Source organism: Pseudoalteromonas sp. MBR-15, from assembly GCF_053628915.1.
In genome coordinates, this window is record NZ_JBRJHH010000012.1 from 116,421 (window position 1) to 135,631 (window position 19,211).

The 19,211-nt window shown below is 42.5% G+C and carries 12 protein-coding genes; 8 read left to right on the forward strand and 4 right to left on the reverse strand.

Going from position 1 to position 19,211, the window contains the following annotated elements; all coding sequences use genetic code 11:
- Positions 1 to 8 precede the first annotated feature (8 nt).
- The 4 genes from relA (at position 9) to eno (ending at position 6,150) form a co-directional block, all read left to right on the forward strand.
- On the forward strand, positions 9 to 2,168 hold the full coding sequence (gene relA / locus ACSSVW_RS15930) for a GTP diphosphokinase (protein ID WP_036966631.1): 2,160 nt from the start codon (positions 9 to 11) through the stop codon (positions 2,166 to 2,168).
- On the forward strand, positions 2,168 to 2,968 hold the full coding sequence (gene mazG, locus ACSSVW_RS15935) for a nucleoside triphosphate pyrophosphohydrolase (protein WP_454179648.1): 801 nt from the start codon (positions 2,168 to 2,170) through the stop codon (positions 2,966 to 2,968). Before relA ends, mazG begins: the two co-directional genes overlap by 1 nt.
- Before the next feature lie 146 nt (positions 2,969 to 3,114).
- A complete protein-coding gene (locus ACSSVW_RS15940; protein ID WP_036966637.1) occupies positions 3,115 to 4,749 on the forward strand; it encodes a CTP synthase in 1,635 nt (544 codons plus the stop codon).
- Positions 4,750 to 4,851: 102 nt separating this feature from the next.
- Positions 4,852 to 6,150: a phosphopyruvate hydratase gene (eno, locus tag ACSSVW_RS15945; RefSeq protein ID WP_036966640.1), complete on the forward strand. Its 1,299-nt coding sequence runs from the start codon at positions 4,852 to 4,854 to the stop codon at positions 6,148 to 6,150.
- A 138-nt stretch (positions 6,151 to 6,288) separates the two neighbouring features.
- Here the strand turns inward: eno and ACSSVW_RS15950 are convergent, their stop codons facing one another.
- Positions 6,289 to 8,439, reverse strand: coding sequence for a TonB-dependent receptor family protein (locus tag ACSSVW_RS15950; RefSeq protein ID WP_454179649.1), 2,151 nt, complete (start codon positions 8,437 to 8,439; stop codon positions 6,289 to 6,291).
- A gap of 460 nt (positions 8,440 to 8,899) precedes the next feature.
- Positions 8,900 to 9,745, reverse strand: a complete 846-nt coding sequence (locus ACSSVW_RS15955) for a LysR family transcriptional regulator (protein ID WP_065978637.1) — start codon at positions 9,743 to 9,745, stop codon at positions 8,900 to 8,902.
- A gap of 124 nt (positions 9,746 to 9,869) precedes the next feature.
- Here ACSSVW_RS15955 and ACSSVW_RS15960 point away from each other — a divergent pair, with 124 nt between their 5' ends.
- The 4 genes from ACSSVW_RS15960 to gcvP all read left to right on the forward strand — a co-directional run bounded on the left by ACSSVW_RS15960 (position 9,870) and on the right by gcvP (position 15,260).
- Positions 9,870 to 10,469 (forward strand): hypothetical protein, encoded by a 600-nt coding sequence (locus ACSSVW_RS15960; RefSeq protein WP_036966649.1) that lies wholly within the window; start codon positions 9,870 to 9,872, stop codon positions 10,467 to 10,469.
- A gap of 177 nt (positions 10,470 to 10,646) precedes the next feature.
- Positions 10,647 to 11,729 carry a glycine cleavage system aminomethyltransferase GcvT gene (gene gcvT / locus ACSSVW_RS15965; RefSeq protein ID WP_036966652.1) on the forward strand — a complete coding sequence of 361 codons (1,083 nt, stop codon included), beginning with the start codon at positions 10,647 to 10,649 and terminating at the stop codon, positions 11,727 to 11,729.
- A gap of 53 nt (positions 11,730 to 11,782) precedes the next feature.
- The gene (gene gcvH, locus ACSSVW_RS15970; RefSeq protein ID WP_036966655.1) at positions 11,783 to 12,172 is read left to right on the forward strand and encodes a glycine cleavage system protein GcvH; all 390 of its coding nucleotides are present in this window, start codon (positions 11,783 to 11,785) and stop codon (positions 12,170 to 12,172) included.
- Between the two features lie 199 nt (positions 12,173 to 12,371).
- The gene (gene gcvP, locus ACSSVW_RS15975) at positions 12,372 to 15,260 is read left to right on the forward strand and encodes an aminomethyl-transferring glycine dehydrogenase (RefSeq protein ID WP_036966657.1); all 2,889 of its coding nucleotides are present in this window, start codon (positions 12,372 to 12,374) and stop codon (positions 15,258 to 15,260) included.
- Positions 15,261 to 15,423: 163 nt separating this feature from the next.
- Here the strand turns inward: gcvP and herA are convergent, their stop codons facing one another.
- Both herA and ACSSVW_RS15985 read right to left on the reverse strand, forming a co-directional pair.
- Positions 15,424 to 17,256 carry an anti-phage-associated helicase HerA gene (gene herA / locus ACSSVW_RS15980; protein ID WP_454179652.1) on the reverse strand — a complete coding sequence of 611 codons (1,833 nt, stop codon included), beginning with the start codon at positions 17,254 to 17,256 and terminating at the stop codon, positions 15,424 to 15,426.
- Positions 17,253 to 18,518 carry an SIR2 family anti-phage-associated protein gene (locus ACSSVW_RS15985; protein WP_454179654.1) on the reverse strand — a complete coding sequence of 422 codons (1,266 nt, stop codon included), beginning with the start codon at positions 18,516 to 18,518 and terminating at the stop codon, positions 17,253 to 17,255. Before ACSSVW_RS15985 ends, herA begins: the two co-directional genes overlap by 4 nt.
- Positions 18,519 to 19,211 lie beyond the last annotated feature (693 nt).

Consider the following 19,211-nt stretch of genomic DNA (forward strand, 5'->3'; position numbering starts at 1 on the left):
AGCGCACTATGGTAGCCACTAGACAGTCACATCAGCTTACTAAGCCGAGTGATTTTACCAGCCGTATAGAGCTGTTAGCGCTAACAGAAGATAAATCTACCTTATTAGAACAGGCGCATCAATTGTGCCTGCATTGCGATGATGTTAAACGCCAGAATATGGCCATTGAAATGGTGGAGATTTTAGCTGAGCTAAATTTAGATGCTGATTCATTGGCAACCGCCTTTTTAACGCCGTATTTTTTAGCTGAAAAAATTTCTATCGACACAGTAACAGATAAGCTTGGTAACCACGTTGCCTTGCTGCTTACTGGTGTGAGCCAAATGGCAACCATCAGCACCTTAGCACATCAAGGTAAAGGCACCGTTCAAATTGATAATATTCGCCGTATGCTTTTGGCAATGGTTGAAGATGTGCGTGCGGTGGTTATTAAACTGGCTGAACAAGTGTGTTACCTACGCGAAGTGAAAAATGGCAGTGAAGAAGAGCGCGTAATAGCAGCAAAAGAAACGCGCGATATTTTTGCGCCACTCGCCAATCGTTTAGGGATAGGTCAGCTTAAGTGGGAGCTAGAAGACTTATCTTTTCGTTATTTGCACCCAGACACCTACAAAAATATTGCCAAGCAATTAGACGATAAACGGCTTGCCCGCGAAGCCTACATGGAAAATATGGTGGCACTGGTTAAAGCACGCCTCCAAGAAGCGGGTATTGCTGGCGAGGTGTATGGTCGCCCGAAACATATTTTCAGCATTTATAAAAAAATGGCGCAGAAGAACTACGAGTTCGATCAATTATTTGATATTCGTGCCATGCGTATTGTGGTTGAGCGTTTGCAAGATTGCTACGCGGCCTTGGGGATTGTTCACACAAACTGGCGTCATTTAAATAAAGAGTTTGATGACTACATTGCAACGCCAAAACAAAATGGTTATCAATCGATTCATACCGTGGTGTTTGGTCCTGAAGGTAAGACAGTCGAAATTCAAATTCGTACCAGCGAGATGCACCAAGATGCCGAGCTCGGTGTCGCGGCTCACTGGATGTACAAAGAAGGCGCATTACCGGGGCGAGGCTCAGGTTATGAGCAAAAAATTAGCTGGTTGCGTAAGTTACTGCAATGGCAAGAAGAAGTTGTTGATGGCAGCGACTTAGCCGAAGAGCTTAAAAATCAAGTGGTGGAAGACCGTGTTTACGTGTTTACCCCGAAAGGCGATATTTTTGATTTACCACTCGGTGCGACGCCGCTCGATTTTGCCTACTACATTCACTCTAATGTAGGGCACCGGTGTATTGGCGCAAAAGTATTTGGCAAAATTGTGCCTTTTACGTACCAACTAAGTACGGGCGATCAGGTTGAGATTTTAACGCAAAAGCAAGCGAACCCGAGCCGAGATTGGTTAAATCCGTCGTTAGGCTATATTAAATCGTCGCGAGCACGTTCGAAAATTCATCATTGGTTTAAGCAGCTCGACCGCGATAAAAACTTAAGTGCCGGTAAAGAAATTCTAGAAACAGAACTACACAAGCTCGATCTTACAACCAAAGATCTTACCCCCGCGATAGAGCGCTTTAACTTGCGGGGTCTTGAAGATTTAATGGTTGCTGTTGGCGCAGGTGATGTGCGTCTTAATCAGTTGCTTAACTTTATTAGCGACCGTGATGACGACGAGCCACAAATCAGGTTTAAAAAACCAAAAAGTGTCAACGGTGATAAAAATGGCATTGTAGTTGATGGCGTCGGCAGTTTATTGAGCCACGTGGCTAAATGTTGTCGCCCTGTTCCCGGCGATGAAATTATTGGGTATATCACGCAAGGGCGGGGGATTGCCGTTCACCGTGAAGACTGTGATTCATTTGAAAAACTGCGAGAAAAGCACCCAGAGCGTGTGATTTCAGTAAGTTGGTCAGACGATGTAAATGGCTCTTATACGCTAACCATTAAAGTAGAGGCAACGGATAGATCAGGGCTTATTCGTGATATTAGCTCTGTACTTGCCAATGAAAAAGTAAATGTGCTGAACATGAACGTCAACACAGTCGAAGACAAGCAATTAGCTCTTTTCTCAATGCAGGTAGAAGTTCACGACTTATCAAGCACAAACCGCTTGTTATCTAAACTTCACCAAATTGAAGGGGTCCATGAAGCAAAACGTGGGCATGCGTAATGACAGATAAACACAGTATTGATGACTCATTAGCGATCATGGAAAAACTACGGGACCCAGATACTGGGTGCCCGTGGGATTTAAAACAAAATTTTAAATCGATAGTGCCTCATACCATTGAAGAGGCTTACGAAGTTGCTGACTGCATTGAAAAGGGCGAGCTGAGTGAGCTTAAAAGTGAACTGGGTGACTTACTCTTTCAAGTTGTGTTTTACGCGCAGCTTGCAAAAGAGCAGGGGCTATTTGATTTTAATGACGTTGTCAGCACATTAAACGAAAAACTAGTGCGCAGGCACCCTCATGTGTTCGCTGAAAAAACAACACTCACAGAGGCCGAATTATCACAGCAGTGGCAAGCAATAAAAGCACAAGAGCGGGCGCAAAAAGCACCCACACAGCAACTGAGTTTATGGCAAGACATCCCCGATGCGATGCCAGGGCTTACTAAGGCGAAAAAGATTCAGCAGCGGGTGGCAAGTCTTGGCTTCGATTGGCCAAGCTATCAGGGGGCACTTGATAAAGTGGCCGAAGAAGTCGGGGAAGTGAAAGAAGCGCTTGCGCATGATCCGTACTCAGAACACAGCGCAGAAGAACTGGGCGATTTGTTATTTGCAACGGTCAATGTGGCCCGTCATATTAAGCGCGACCCTGAGCAACTATTACGCAGTGCTAACGCTAAGTTTATGACACGCTTTGAAAAAGTGGTCGCTTATTTAAGTGAGCGCGGGCAATGTTTAGAGACCGCCAGTTTAGAAGAGATGGACAGCGCGTGGGAAGCCATTAAAAAGCACCCACAATGACACAGCATAGGGACAGGAATGCCGCGCTCGTTTTTTGTGCACTTATTTGCTAATTTTATCTGGATTGATAGCAGTGCCTTTGCTATAATATCGCCCCGTCTTGATTCTATATTATTCCTTTTAATTCCTGATATTCTAGGGTTCGCATGAGTACAAAATTTATCTTCGTTACTGGCGGGGTTGTTTCTTCGTTGGGTAAAGGTATTGCAGCAGCGTCGTTAGCCGCAATTTTAGAAGCACGTGGTTTAAACGTGACTATTTTAAAGCTGGATCCTTACATCAACGTTGACCCAGGCACTATGAGCCCAATTCAGCACGGTGAAGTATATGTTACTGAAGACGGTGCAGAAACTGACCTTGATTTAGGTCACTATGAGCGTTTCATCCGTACTAAGATGAGTAGCCGCAACAACTTCACACAAGGCCGTGTTTATGAAGATGTTTTACGACGTGAGCGTCGCGGTGAATACCTTGGTGCAACAATTCAGGTTATTCCACATATCACAAACGACATTAAGCAACGTGTATACGACGGTGCCGAAGGTCGTGATGTAGCCATCGTTGAAATTGGTGGTACAGTGGGTGACATTGAGTCACAACCGTTCTTAGAAGCAATTCGTCAGCTTGGCACAGAAATCGGCCGTGAGCGCGCATTGTTTATTCACCTAACGCTAGTGCCATTCTTAGGCCCTGCAGGTGAAGTTAAAACGAAACCAACACAACATTCAGTAAAAGAATTACGTTCGATTGGTATCCAACCAGATATCTTAATTTGTCGTTCTGATCGTAAATTACCTAATAACGAGCGCGCGAAAATCGCACTTTTCACTAACGTGGAAGAAAAAGCCGTTATTTCATTACCAGACGTAGAAAGCATCTACAAGATCCCAGCGTTACTTAAGTCACAAGAACTTGATAACTTTGTGTGTCGTCGTTTTTACCTTGAGTGCCCAGAAGCAGATTTATCTGAGTGGGAGCAAGTATTATATCAAGAGTCTAACCCAACGGGTGAAGTGACAATTGGTATGGTAGGTAAGTACATTGAACTACCAGACGCTTACAAGTCAGTAAACGAAGCATTAAAGCATGCGGGTCTTAAAAACCGTTTAACAGTGAACATCGAATACGTTGATTCACAAGACTTAGAAAGCAAAGGCACTGAGATGCTTTCTCACCTTGACGCTATTTTAGTACCAGGTGGTTTTGGTGGTCGTGGTGTTGAAGGTAAGATTTTAGCGGCTAAATACGCACGTGAAAACAAAGTACCTTACCTAGGCATTTGTTTAGGTATGCAAGTGGCACTTATTGAGTATGCGCGTAACGTTGCAGGCCTTGCAGATGCAAACTCAACGGAATTCAATGCAAAATCAGCACACCCAGTGGTTGGTTTAATCACCGAGTGGCAAGATGCCGACGGTAACGTTGAAGTACGTGATGAGCAGTCTGACCTTGGTGGCACAATGCGTTTAGGCGCACAAAAATGTCACTTAACGCCAGGCTCTAAAGTAAGTGAAGTATACGGTAGTGACGAAATTGTTGAACGTCACCGTCATCGCTACGAAGTAAATAACCACTACGTAGAGCAGCTTGAAAAAGCAGGTTTAAGTTTCACTGGTTTATCTGAAGATAAGAAACTAGTCGAAATTATCGAAAATAAAGATCACCCTTGGTTTATTGCCGCGCAATTCCACCCGGAATTCACGTCAACACCACGTGATGGTCACCCGCTATTTGAAGGGTTTGTTGCAGCTGCACACACTCACCAAAAAGCGTCATCGTAATTTAAATAGGCCGTGCTATATGCACGGCTTATTTGTTTTAAAAAGCCAACGAATTAACAAAGTTGGCATAAACTCACCATTTTCGGGAAAAGAGGAATCAAGATGTCAGAAATCGTAAAAGTGATTGGTCGCGAAATCATGGACTCGCGTGGTAACCCAACTGTTGAAGCTGATGTACATTTAGCTGATGGTTCATGGGGCCGTGCTGCAGCACCTTCTGGTGCATCAACAGGTACTCGCGAAGCGCTTGAATTACGTGATGGTGATAAAGCACGTTACTTAGGTAAAGGTGTTTTAAAAGCGGTAGGTTATATCAATAACGAAATCGCAGCGGCTCTTAAAGGCCAAAGCGCACTTGATCAACAAGCTGTTGACCAAGTAATGCTAGATTTAGACGGCACTGAAAATAAAGAAAAATTAGGTGCTAACGCAATCTTAGCGGTATCTTTAGCAACAGCTAAAGCAGCTGCGAACTCTAAAGGCGTTGAGCTTTATGAGCACATCGCTGACTTAAATGGTACGCCGGGCGTTTACTCTATGCCATTACCAATGATGAACATCATCAACGGTGGTGAGCACGCAGATAACTCTGTTGATATCCAAGAGTTCATGATCCAGCCAGTTGGCGCTGCAAACTTCCGTGAAGCACTGCGCATGGGCGCAGAAGTATTCCACAGTCTTGCAAAAGTACTTAAAGCAGACGGTCACTCTACATCAGTAGGTGATGAAGGTGGTTTTGCACCAAACCTTGAATCAAATGAAGCGGCACTTGCTGCAATTAAAGTGGCTGTTGCAAATGCAGGTTACGAGCTAGGTAAAGACATTACTTTAGCGTTAGACTGTGCTGCATCTGAGTTCTACGACAAAGAAGCAAACATCTACGACCTGAAAGGCGAAGGTAAAAAATTCACGTCAGAAGAATTTAACTATTTCCTTAAAGACCTAACAGAGCAGTACCCAATTGTTTCAATTGAAGACGGCCTAGATGAGTCTGATTGGGACGGTTTCGCACACCAAACAAAACTAATTGGCGATAAAGTTCAATTAGTAGGTGACGACCTTTTCGTAACAAACACGAAAATCTTAAAGCGTGGTATTGATAACGGTATTGCTAACTCAATCCTAATCAAGTTCAACCAAATCGGTTCATTAACTGAAACGCTTGCTGCGATTAAAATGGCAAAAGATGCTGGTTTCACTGCTGTTATCTCTCACCGTTCAGGTGAAACAGAAGATGCAACAATTGCAGATCTTGCTGTTGGTACAGCGGCTGGTCAAATTAAAACAGGTTCATTAAGCCGTTCTGACCGTGTTGCTAAATACAACCAACTTCTTCGTATTGAAGAAGCGTTAGGTGAAAAAGCACCTTTCAATGGTCTTAAAGAAGTGAAAGGTCAATAATAAACACACCGTTTATTTAGACTGATAAAAACCTCCTGCGGGAGGTTTTTTTATGTGTGAAAAGTTATGCTTGAAAAAAGCAAAATAAAAAGCCGCGTGACTTTCATCACGCGGCTTTCTTATTAATACGCTTCGGTATTAAAAAGAGTAGCTGTAACCTACTTGAAGGGTACGTGGCTTACCAGGTTGAATACCTCCGTTTGCACGGTTTGCAACGTAGGTTTTGTCAAACAGGTTGTCGACCGTTAGGTATACTTTTTGTTTGTCGTCGATAAGGTATTTAGCGGCTAAATCCCACACTACACGGCTGTCAATTGCGTTACGACCTGAAGTTGATAAGTCAGCGTGTGCATCAGACACATAACGCATTTGCGTATCAAACACAAAGCTTGAGAACTCGGCACCAAACGAAAGCGCTAGCTGGTTTTCTGGCACATATGGCATAGCATCACCACTTTTAACGCTGCCCCAAAGATCTGATTCAAAGTCATTTTCAAACTCAGAGTTTGTGTAAGTATATGTTAAACGCAAAGGGAATGAGGCTGTATCTGTTGCAAACACTTTACCGGCGCTCACTTCAAAACCAGATACCGACACTTCACCGTAGTTGTACTGGTCGCCAATGTTATTGTCGTTACAGCCTACAGCAGCAGTACAGTTACCGTGCATGTTCGTGTAGTCAGAGTTAAAGTAAATCACTTCACCATTAAAGCCTGCATAGTCGTAACGACCTCCAAGCTCAATGTTAACACTCTCTTCTTCTTCTTGATCCGCATTACCTGGTGCTGCTGGCGCATACCCTTTTTGAATACCAGCAAGTAGCGTTAAGCTATCGCTAACAGTGTATGTTGCGCCCAGTGACGGCACTAAAATTTCAGTGTCGTTGCTGATATTTTTAGTTAAACCGTTTGCACGTGTTGGATCTGATTTTGCCCATTCTTCACGTTTAATCGTGATATCTTCATAACGCAGACCCGCGCTAATTACTAATGCGTCTAATGACCACTCATCTTGAATGAATAGCGTTGTAGCTTCAGCGCTATCTACACGGTTGCTATCTGAACCTGGTACGCCTTTTTCAGTTAGCGTCATTGAAAGGTCTTGATTAAGCGTGTACTTGTCTTGCCATTGGAAGCGATCCATTTCGTCTTCGTGGTAACGCGCACCCACTGTAATGTAGTGGTTACCCGCAGGAATATGGAACTCTGTTTGTAAACCTTTCGCTTGGTAGTCACGGTTATTTGCTTTAACAGCAACCCCTTCGATACCTTCGCTGGTTGGGTTTGCTTCAAATTCGCTGTACTGTTCAAGGTAGCTTGAGCTTACTTTGCTCGCTTTATACCAGTTACGGTGGAAGTCATTTAAGTAAGCAGTTGCAAGTAACTCGTAACCTTTACCAAAGCGATATGCATAGTTAACTTGGTATGCATTGTGTTGTGTGTTCATTTCATCATTTTGCGAGGCAGCATAACGACGATATGGGTTTTCTTGGTAGTCTGCATCGGTTAAGCCCATGTAAGTTTCATCAGAGCGCTCGTCTGAGTATTTAACTTTCATTTCAAGGCTGTGAGCTTCGTTATCACCAAAATCAAAACCAAACTTTAATAAGAAATCGTTCTTTTCAAAACCAGAGTTATCGCTACCAACCGGTAATTCTTTAAAGCCATCTGCGCCGTAAGTGAATACTTCAACTAAGCCTGCTGCATTGTTTTTCTTTTTACCGAAGTATGCGTGGCCTTTGTAAAAACCATCGCTACCTAGTTCAGCGTTTAATAAACCTTTAGAACCTTCGGTCGGTAAGCTGCGTGATACTAAGTTTAAAACACCGCCCGTTGTACGTGGACCATATTTAACCGATGCAGCACCTTTAAGTACTTCGATAGACTCCATGCGGCCCATAGTAGGGAAGTAGTAAGCCGATGGTGCAGAGTAAGGAGCAGGAGCAACAAGAACGCCGTCTTCCATTACAGATATTTTATCGTTACGGCCAGTACCTGTACCACGCATACCAATGTTAGGGCGTAGACCATAGCCATCTTCTTCTTGAACGTATACACCGGGTACCGCACTTAAAACACGTGAGATGTCGGTGTATTCAAACTTTTCAAGATCTTGCTCGCTGATGAAAGTAGCAGAACCCGGAATATCGTTAATAGCAGATGCAGAGCCAATGACAGTAATTTGCTCGAAGTTCTTTTCTTCTTTAGTTACATCTTTAGCAAAAGCATTAGCGCTAAGTGATAACGCTATGGCAGTAGAAAGAGTTGAAACAATAAACGTAGGTTTCATTGTGCGTCCTGTGTATGTTTAGATTTTTTTAACCGGCGCAATTTAAACATGTAAAGTAATACGAATCAATCCTATTTGTAATAAAATTGATATAAAGCATAAGTTCATGAATTAGAATGAAAATAATAAATACAGTAGTATTGTAGTATTATTTGTGTGCAAGACATCGTTAAGTAATACTTAACGATGTGCTGATTGGGTGAGTATGATGCAAAGGTAATATGTGTTGCTGCATAACACGCTAACCCCTTGCAGGTTATAAGTTTAAACCTGCACGGCGAAAACCGTGCCCAAAGTAGGGTATTGCAGGGGGGGGATTAGCTGTCGGCGTGCAATTTATTTTGCGAGAAACGGCTCAATACGAAACATAGAAGGCGTTTTAATGCCGAAAAAAGACTTTAAAGGTGAAATAAAACAATACTCATCGAAATACTCAATCAATGAATTAATCGCCCCTCGCTTACGTTAGACGCAGCGCAATAAACTCGGCAAGTTTATCAACCGCATTGCCCGGTTCATCAGCCCGCTTAATTAAACTAATCCCTATTTGGCCTAATTCAGGCAGATCCTTGGTGTGTAGTTGATAGTTTAGCTCATTCGGTACGGTGCTTTTTGCTAAAACAGTAATACCTAACCCTTCTTTTAATGCCGCAGTAAGGCCTGTTAAATCGGCATTACTGTACGCAATACGGTATTTAATCCCTGCGTGCTGCAATGCATCAATCGCGCGGCGACGATAAATACAGCCCTCGGGAGCGGTAACAAGGGTAACTACATCGTTTTGTGCTAGGTTTAAATCGCCTACCCACACCAGTTGATCTTGCATAAAAATAGGGAACTTGGCCGACTCGAGTTCTTCGTTTAGAGCAAGCACCAGATCAAACTGATCTTGGCGCGATACCGACAATAAATGTTTACTTAAGCGCGAGCGAACCTCTAGCGATACATCAGGGTAGAGCGCCACAAAGTCGCCAATAATAGAAGGCAAGATACGCGCAGCAAATTCGCTGGGAATACCTAAGCGCACTTTACCGGTTACGTTTTCGCTGGTGAACTGCTGCAAAATGGCATCGTTTTGTTGCAACATTTGTTTTGCCAAAGGCAGCAATAACTCACCGTATTGATTGAGTACTTGGCGTTGCCCCTGCTTTTTAAATAGCTTGTGGCCAAGCATATCTTCAAGCCGTTTTATTTGCAGACTAACCGCCGGTTGCGACAGCCCTAATAACTCGCCAGCTTTGGCAAAGCCACCTACTTCAACAACCGCAACGAGGGTGCGTAAACTATCGGTAGAAATATTTTTCATTTAAAAATTCTATTTATAGGGCTGCATATATAAGTATTATTTATCAATTGATAAATAATTACAATTTGTTGTTGCAAGCACGGGGCAATATACTTCAAGCATTAAAGATTGATAGGTGTCACATATGACTTTTACGCCAATAATGTTTGCTCGTCACAGCCAAGCTAATACGCCAGCAAACAACGTGCTACAAGCAAATAGCGATACTGCCATTATGGATTTTAGTGGCACTGAAGCAATCCCATTTTTAACGACTATTTTAGGTCTTGATATTAATAAGCTAACCGCCAGCGGTTTAGGCTTACGCAGCTCATTAGACGATGACCTAACAAGCAGCTACGCTTATGCGTTGTATTACTTTAACGAGACCGCTTTTCGTTTTGTACTCGCCAAAGACGCCAGCGTGCAGCTACAGTCGCTAATAAACGAGCAACAACTGCGTTACGATATTGATTATGTTATGCGTAACGACTTAAGCGCGTTAACCTTAAGTGGTGAGCAAGCGTTTGATGCCTTGGTAGACAACTTTAAGCTAACACCAGGCCTGCGTTTATCTGACATGCGCAGCTGTTATGGTGCACAAAGCGGTGAGGTATTTATTACCGCGATTGATAACCAAGATCAGCAGCAGTTTCAACTGGTAGCGCGCCAAGCAGAGCTTGATAAATGGCAAGCGCACTTACAGCAGCTCGGGTTTGATTTAACCTTAGCGGATGTTGCTTAAAGTATAAATTTTAAAAACAGCTACACACTTGGGTGTTTAGCTGTTTTTTGTAGTTACAAATCGCAATTTGGGTGTGACAACTGTGCAACTAATGTATAATCGCCGCCCATGTTATTCCCCCTCATTAAATTGAGGCCACGCCCACTCAGTGGGTTAATTTAAAAGTGAAGGAATATTATGACTTCTAAAACAGTTTTACATGCTAAGCACCTTGAAGCTGGCGCAAAAATGGTTGATTTTCACGGCTGGGAAATGCCAATCAACTACGGCTCACAAATCGAAGAGCATAATGCGGTTCGCACAGATGCAGGTATGTTTGACGTATCGCACATGACAATTGTTGATGTGCAAGGCGAACAAGCACAAGCGTTCTTACGTAAGCTAGTAGCAAACGACGTTGCTAAGTTAACGGTACCGGGTAAAGCACTTTACACAGGTATGCTTAACGAAGAAGGCGGCGTAATCGACGACCTTATCATCTACTTCTTCTCAGAAACTGACTACCGTTTAGTTGTTAACTCAGCAACCCGTGAAAAAGATTTAGCGCATTTAGCTAAAGTTTCGGCTGATTTCGCCGTAACGGTTACTGAGCGTCCTGAATTTGCAATGATTGCCGTTCAAGGCCCTAATGCACGTGCTAAAACGGCCACTGTACTTACTGCAGAGCAACAAGCTGCTGTTGAAGGTATGAAGCCGTTTTTTGGTGTGCAAGCTGGTGATTTATTTATTGCAACAACAGGCTATACTGGCGAAGATGGTTATGAGATCGTAGTACCTAACGATCAAGCTGCTGATTTGTGGCAACAACTTCTAGATGCAGGCGTAGCGCCAGCGGGTCTAGGAGCACGTGACACACTTCGTCTAGAAGCAGGTATGAACCTTTACGGCCTAGATATGGACGAAAGCGTATCACCACTTGCTGCTAACATGGCGTGGACGATTGCGTGGGAGCCAGAAGATCGTAAGTTTATCGGTCGTGAAGTATTAGAACAGCAACGCGCTGACAAAAGCACAGACAAACTAGTTGGTTTAGTGCTTGAAGAAAAAGGCGTATTGCGTAGCGGTTTAAAAGTCATCGTTGAAGGTGGTGAAGGGGTGATTACCTCTGGTACATTCTCACCAACACTTGGTCACAGTGTCGCTCTTGCACGCGTTCCGCGTTCAACTGGCGAAACAGCCCAAGTAGAGATGCGTAAAAAACTGGTTAACGTTAAGGTTGTTAAACCTTGCTTTGTACGTAACGGTAAATCAGTTATCTAAGTAATATAAAAAATTTGGTGTTATCACCCAATATAAACCAAAGGAACAAAAAAATGAGCAATATCCCAAGCGAATTAAAATATGCTACTTCACACGAGTGGGTTCGCGACGAAGGTGACGGTACGTTTACTGTAGGTATCACTGAGCACGCACAAGAACTTCTTGGCGACATGGTATTCGTAGAATTACCAGAAGTTGGTGATGAAGTTGACGCGGGTGAAGACTGCGCAGTAGCAGAGTCTGTTAAAGCAGCATCTGACATCTACGCACCAATCAGCGGTGAAATCGTTGCAATCAACGAAGATCTTGAAGATTCGCCTGAAACAGTAAATAACGACCCGTACATCGACGGTTGGTTATTCCGTATCAAAGCATCTGACACATCAGAGCTTGATAACCTGTTAGACGCTGAAGGCTACGCTAACACAATCGACGAAGACTAATTAATTAGTCACGCCGACTAAAAGCCCCGTCTAGATCCCCAGCTAATTAAATGCGTAGCTTGGGTTTCATAGGGGCTTTTATGATTTTATAGCTTACCTTTCCATACGATGTAAGTTATTGAATCACCCTGTTTTTAAGTTATTGCCAGTTACCCATTGGCAGTAACCACTTTTTTTTGGATCATAGGAATCTGGACAAATGTCAAACGCCAAATCTCTTGAACAATTAGAGCAGAAGCAAGATTTTATTCGCCGTCACATTGGGCCAAGCCCAGCGCAAGTAAGCGACATGCTGAGCGCTCTTGGAGTATCGAGTGTTGAAGAGCTGATCGGTCAAACGGTACCTGCAAGCATTCGCTTAGAGCAAGGTTTATCAATTGGCGAAAGCCGCACTGAAGTTGAAACACTAAGCTACTTAAAATCTGTAGCAAGCAAAAATAAAGTGTTCAAATCTTACATTGGTCAAGGCTACCACCCAACTCACGTACCTCACGTAATTTTACGTAACGTACTAGAGAACCCAGGCTGGTACACGGCGTATACACCATACCAACCAGAGATTGCACAAGGTCGTTTAGAATCATTATTAAACTTCCAGACTATGACCCTCGACCTAACTGGTCTTGACCTTGCAAGCGCATCGTTACTTGATGAATCAACAGCTGCGGCTGAAGCAATGGGCCTTGCAAAGCGTGTTGCTAAATCAAAATCAAATGCATTCTTCATCGCTGATGACGTTCACACACAAACAATCGACGTTGTTGCGACACGTGCAGAGCAGTTCGGTTTTGACGTTATCGTAGGTAAAGCGGCAGAAGCGCTAGACCACGACATTTTTGGTGCGTTATTCCAATACCCATCAACAACGGGTGAAATTACAGACGTAACTGATTTAATCGCTGGTGTTCAAAGCAAAAAAGCAATTGCCTGTGTTGCCGCAGACATCATGAGCTTATTACTACTTAAAGCACCGGGTAAACTTGGCGCAGACGTAGTACTTGGTTCAGCACAGCGTTTTGGTGTACCTATGGGTTACGGTGGTCCACACGCTGCATTCTTTGCAACACGCGACAAGTACAAGCGTTCATTACCGGGTCGTATTATCGGTGTATCTAAAGACCGTTTAGGTAACGACGCACTACGTATGGCAATGCAAACACGTGAACAACACATTCGTCGTGAAAAAGCCAACTCAAACATTTGTACAGCGCAAGTATTACTCGCGAACATGGCTGCGTTCTACGCGGTTTACCATGGTCCAGAAGGCCTTAAAACAATCGCTCAGCGTATTCACCGTTTTGCTGATATTTTAGCGACTGGCTTAAAAGCGAAAGGCGTAAACCTTAAGCACGACACATGGTTCGACACCATTACCGTTGTTGCAGACAACAAAGACGACGTTGTTGCACGCGCAGTAGCAAATGGCGTTAACTTTGCGTCAAACCGTGCGGGTGAATACTCAATTTCTGTATCAGAAACAACAACGCGTGCAGACGTAGCAGAGCTATTCGACATCATTTTAGGTGACGACCACGGCCTAAGCGTTGACGCACTTGCGAACGAAATCGAAGTAAACGGCAGCAACTCAATTCCTGCAAGCCTTGTACGCGATGACGAAATTCTAACGCACCCTAACTTCAACTCGTACCACAGCGAGACTGAAATGTTGCGTTATATCAAGCGTCTAGAAAACAAAGATTTAGCGCTTAACCACTCAATGATCTCATTAGGTTCATGTACCATGAAACTTAATGCGACAGCAGAGATGATCCCAATCACTTGGCCTGAGTTTGCAAACCTACACCCATTCTGCCCACTTGATCAGGCAGCGGGTTACCAAATCATGATGACTGAACTACATGATTGGTTAGTAAACATCACAGGTTACGATGCCGTTTCACTGCAACCTAACTCAGGTGCACAAGGTGAATACGCAGGCTTAATCGCTATTCGTAAATACCACGAGTCACGCGGTGAAGGTCACCGTAACGTATGTTTGATCCCAAGTTCAGCGCACGGTACAAACCCAGCGTCTGCACAAATGGCAAGCATGAAAATCGTGGTTGTTGACTGTGATAAAAACGGTAACGTTGATATGGCAGACCTTAAAGCGAAAGCCGAAGAAGTATCTGAAAACCTATCGTGTATCATGATCACATACCCATCTACACACGGCGTTTACGAAGAAACAATTCGTGAAATCTGTGACATCGTGCATCAGCACGGCGGTCAAGTGTACATGGACGGCGCAAACATGAACGCGCAAGTAGGTGTTACAAGCCCAGGTTCAATCGGTTCTGACGTATCGCACCTTAACCTACACAAAACATTCTGTATTCCACACGGTGGTGGTGGTCCAGGTGTTGGCCCAATCGGTGTTAAATCTCACCTAGCGCCATTTATGCCTAACCACAGCGTAATTAACGTTGCTGGCACAAACATTGGTAACGGCGCGGTTTCTGCAGCCCCTTACGGCTCAGCAGCAATTTTACCAATCTCGTGGGCATACATTGCCATGATGGGCTCTGAAGGCTTAAAACAAGCAACAGAAATGGCTATCGTGAACGCTAACTACTTATCAGAGAAGCTAAGCGAGCACTACCCAATTTTATACCGTGGCCGTAACAACCGCGTTGCGCACGAGTGTATTGTTGACTTACGCCCACTTAAAGAGCAAACAGGCGTGACAGAAATGGACGTAGCTAAACGTCTTCAAGACTACGGCTTCCATTCACCAACTATGTCATTCCCAGTAGCTGGCACACTGATGATTGAGCCAACTGAGTCTGAGTCTAAAGTTGAAATTGACCGTTTCATCGAAGCCATGGTGTCAATCAAATCAGAAATCGACCGTATCGCATCTGGCGAATGGTCAATTGAAAACAACCCGCTCGTGTTTGCACCGCACACACAAGCTGACGTACTAGGCAATGAGTGGGACCGTGCATACGACCGTTTCTACGCAGCATTCCCAGTACCAAGCGTAGCAAAAGACAAATTCTGGCCTACAGTAACGCGTATCGATGACGTATACGGCGACCGTAACCTAGTTTGTTCATGCCCTGCGGTTGAGACATACCGTGACTAAGGTTTGATTTGATAACTGGTAATGAAGTTTGTGACAGTTTTAATGAAGTCTGTGACAGGTAATTAAGATTGTGACAAACTAGCTAGTAGAACACTAAAAGGGCGAGCCGAGAGGTTCGCCTTTTTGTTAGGTAATTACAGCCAATTTCCTGAATGATGATACTTTACGATGACCATATAGAAGCAAATGCAGCATCAGAAGATTTTGGCTTAGGCTTAGCTTCATCTATGGAAAAGCGAATAGGGATGTTGAAAGCTGAACCGAAACCGATAGCGTCACCCCTAGGTAAACCAGAGATTTCACTAAGAGTATGCTCGTTACCATTTTCTATCGCATGTCTTAATGCATTTATGTCCCGCTCATTAGTTAAGCGCAAAGAAATCCAATTCGAACACATGGCAAGAACCGTAGAAGATAATTCTGAAGGCCTCTGTGTACTCACCAGTAAAGAGCAGTTAAATTTACGACCTTCTTTTGCAAGCCTTTCGTATGCTTTCAGTTGAGTACCTTCTTCAGCGAAAGGATCTCTAAGGTAGTGATGAGCCTCCTCTAAAAGAAGCATGGTTGGATAATTTTTATCTTGGCCTCTTTTAAATAATACATCTGAGTACATTTCTAAAAGTGAGCCTAAAATCATTGGGGCATGGTCGTCTGCAATATTTTTTAAATTAATGATATGAACATCCCAGTCTTGTTGTTCCCCTGACTTTTTACCAAAAATATAATCGACTTCATTTTCGATCTCTTCATCCCACATACTATGCGGATTTTGGATAGCTTGCCCTCCAGATAGATTAATTACATTGCTGAAGCGCGGATCATCAACAAGTTGCTGAATAATCTTAACTAATGGCAATACATTACCATAGCTAAAAGCATCTCGTTTACTCGTACCTTGAGGTGTGAATGCTTGGCAGCCGAACTCTGCAACAAGGTTAGCTAGCGCTTTAAAAGGAGGCCATTTTGAAAAGTGTCCAAGTGAATTGCTTCTTAATTTTCTCAGCCATTGACTTAAATGTTCTTGCCCATCTTGCCGACAATCATCAACCAATTCGAACCAATTTGTGTTGTTTGAAGGTGGTATTGTTTCTCCTGTGAAAATGGTGCCATTCGGCCCTGCGCAGACCATATGAAGTGACTTCAATGCATTTCGTAGTGCTGGTAATTGTGTTTTGTCGCTTGGTCTTAGTAATTTTATTAATCCTGCATAACCTAGGGCTTGGTAAGGTATTTGATGATAGCTAGGATGCTGACCGTTAAATATGATGGGTGGCGGTACGGATTCAAATCCTGTCGAATTAGTTGCAGGAGGTGGGATACTACCCAAGATGGTCTCTTTGACACGTTTTTGATCAATAAAAGCATCAGCATACTCACCATTTATATCGAAAATAACGATCCTAGAATTTGAAAATTGTTCACGTATTCTTTGTGATAACAGGGCATTGAAATTTGATTTCCCATAACCTGTACTACCTAGAACAGCCAGATGCCTTGAAAGTAGAGAATTGAGGCCTGCATTAATTTTAGTTGTTTTAGTTCTAGAATCTCGCCCGAGTTCAATTGTTGAGCCTTTTTCGTCGTCATGTACACCGTAAATAGTCTCTAAATAGTCGCTCGATAATGGGATTGCTTTCGCGCCTAATGTTGGTAACTTCCAACTCTCGGAGATAAATTTCCGACCTTCACCATGCTGACAGACATAACCAATTGAATATGCGATTAATTGTCTCAAAGGGGTATCTGTTAAATTCATTGTGCCGACGTTAGAAGAATGAGCTTTGTCTGGATCAACAAATGCCATGTCAGTTACTCTAGCAATAACTAGGTTAGTACCAGCATCTAATCCAATTAAATCTCCAGGTTGAGATACAGAGCTTACACCTCGTCGGTGAGATGCCAATTGACCTTTGTGTCCCTCAAGTAAGTTAACTCGAATTTTCGTTCCTTCAAGTGCAACAACATAGCCAATAGAATCAATGGTTTCTATGCTCATATTTGATTACCACTTAAAACTAAATCATTAATAGCTGATACGATCTCTTGTGTGGAAGTGTCTTTAGGAAATAGCACCGGTTTCGGAATGTATTTAACAAATGAATTGAAGTAAGCTTTTGAATCTCCACCAACAATCGTGATTTGATTTAATGATAAAGATTTAAGTTTTTTGATGCATTTTTGAGCTTCGTTTAAATGATCAGTATTTGCCGATATTGTATCGAGTTCAGGATAGAAAATAACAATATGTAAAGATGGGTTTAGTAATGCACCGAGTATTATTCGATTAATATGATAGTCGCCGAAACTATATCCGTTGATGAAGATAGCTGTTTGAGGTTTTGATAGGAACTCACTAAATCGCCTAAACATCTCACCGTACACAAAACCAATTGTATGGTGATATTTATTAGCACCAGGATAAATTAAGAATTGTTTGTCATATACGGGTTCACCTTTTAGCAACGGATCAATATAACGGTTCTTCACGAGCGCCGAAGGAATCTCTTTAATATCGCTGTCATGTTCTTGAACCCAAGACATGGAACCATGCAGTTTATGTAAATAGGCATGATAGTGCCCAAATCTGGCTTCGCCTTTTGCATTGACGTTTCTATAGCTCAGGTCAAAATTTTGAGGTTGAAAAGTTCTTGTGTGAAGCCCTGAAAATCCATTCACAAGTTGAATGCCTATTTCTTCAGCAGCCCATTCTAAGGAGAGATCATAGTTGGTGGTAAATAGCATCGGAGCGGCTTGACCTGGCTGGCGGTTTGAAATTAATTTTTCAAGTAGTTCTCGATGATATTTGAATTGCTCTTGAGCTCCTAAGTTCTCATCACCAAAAGTATCTTGCTTTACAAGTAGTGCTGCTTTAGTTACTGATTGATATAAGCAAAGAAGGATTTTCTGAAGTCTGGCTACTGGTTGGGGCTTTAAATCTGTATCGGGGTTTAATGGTGATGTTTTTTTGTATACCGATAAATATTGAGTTACTTGATCTAAAAGTTGCTCCACATTTACATCTTTATTATTGATATTTTCTTGAGTTATGAGTTTAAAAGCAAGTAATTCACTGGGTAGATTAGGCTCACAGCCTATTGCATCAAGCCATATATCTTTCATTGTCATGCCGCCACACCCTACCGATGCACCTGCACCAAGAAGGACACCAATGTTCTCTAATTGGCATAAAGAGCCCATATGACTTTTAAAGTCATCTTCAGAGATAGCAGAGCCACCTTGATAGATAAAATCAATCATTTAACTTTCTTATATCAAATATTCCTACTGAGAGTGTGCGACTTTTTCGACTAAGATTCAATGGTATACAAGGTATATATAATGCATCACAACATGAGCATTACCATACTAAAGAAGTATTTTAATGAAGATTAAATTGGTTAGAATGTTTCATTCCGATATAAAAGCACTATAAACACTCAGTGTTACTGGTAACTTTGAAGGCGGGGAAGTTGAGATTAGCAATCTTATCTCCAAATCATATGGCCTTACAGAACCCTCATAAAAATATTAATCTGAAATTATATATAGAACTAAAGCTCTAACACGATAATGTCAAAAAAGTGATTTTTAATCATTGTAACCACTCATTGTAATATCTGGGGAAGGTGAAAAAATTTTTACGGGTGTTTAGCCTCCCATCTAACATGCTTTTATTGATTAATGACTATAAAATTAAAGAATGATTAAAAATCATTAAGATTTTTTGGTTATTAATACTGTGCTTTTAATAACCAAAATAATTCTTCTATTCCTGCCAACGTTTATTAATACTAAAATAGTAAGTAACCCCGAAAATACCAGTATCTTGTTTTCATTATGATTTTAAAAGTGTCAAAAATTGCCACTCTTAAAATTGGCAGGTCTTATAATTATCGATATATTATATTCTTAATTATATCATATGGTTAGGCTGTTTTGTAGACTGCCGAA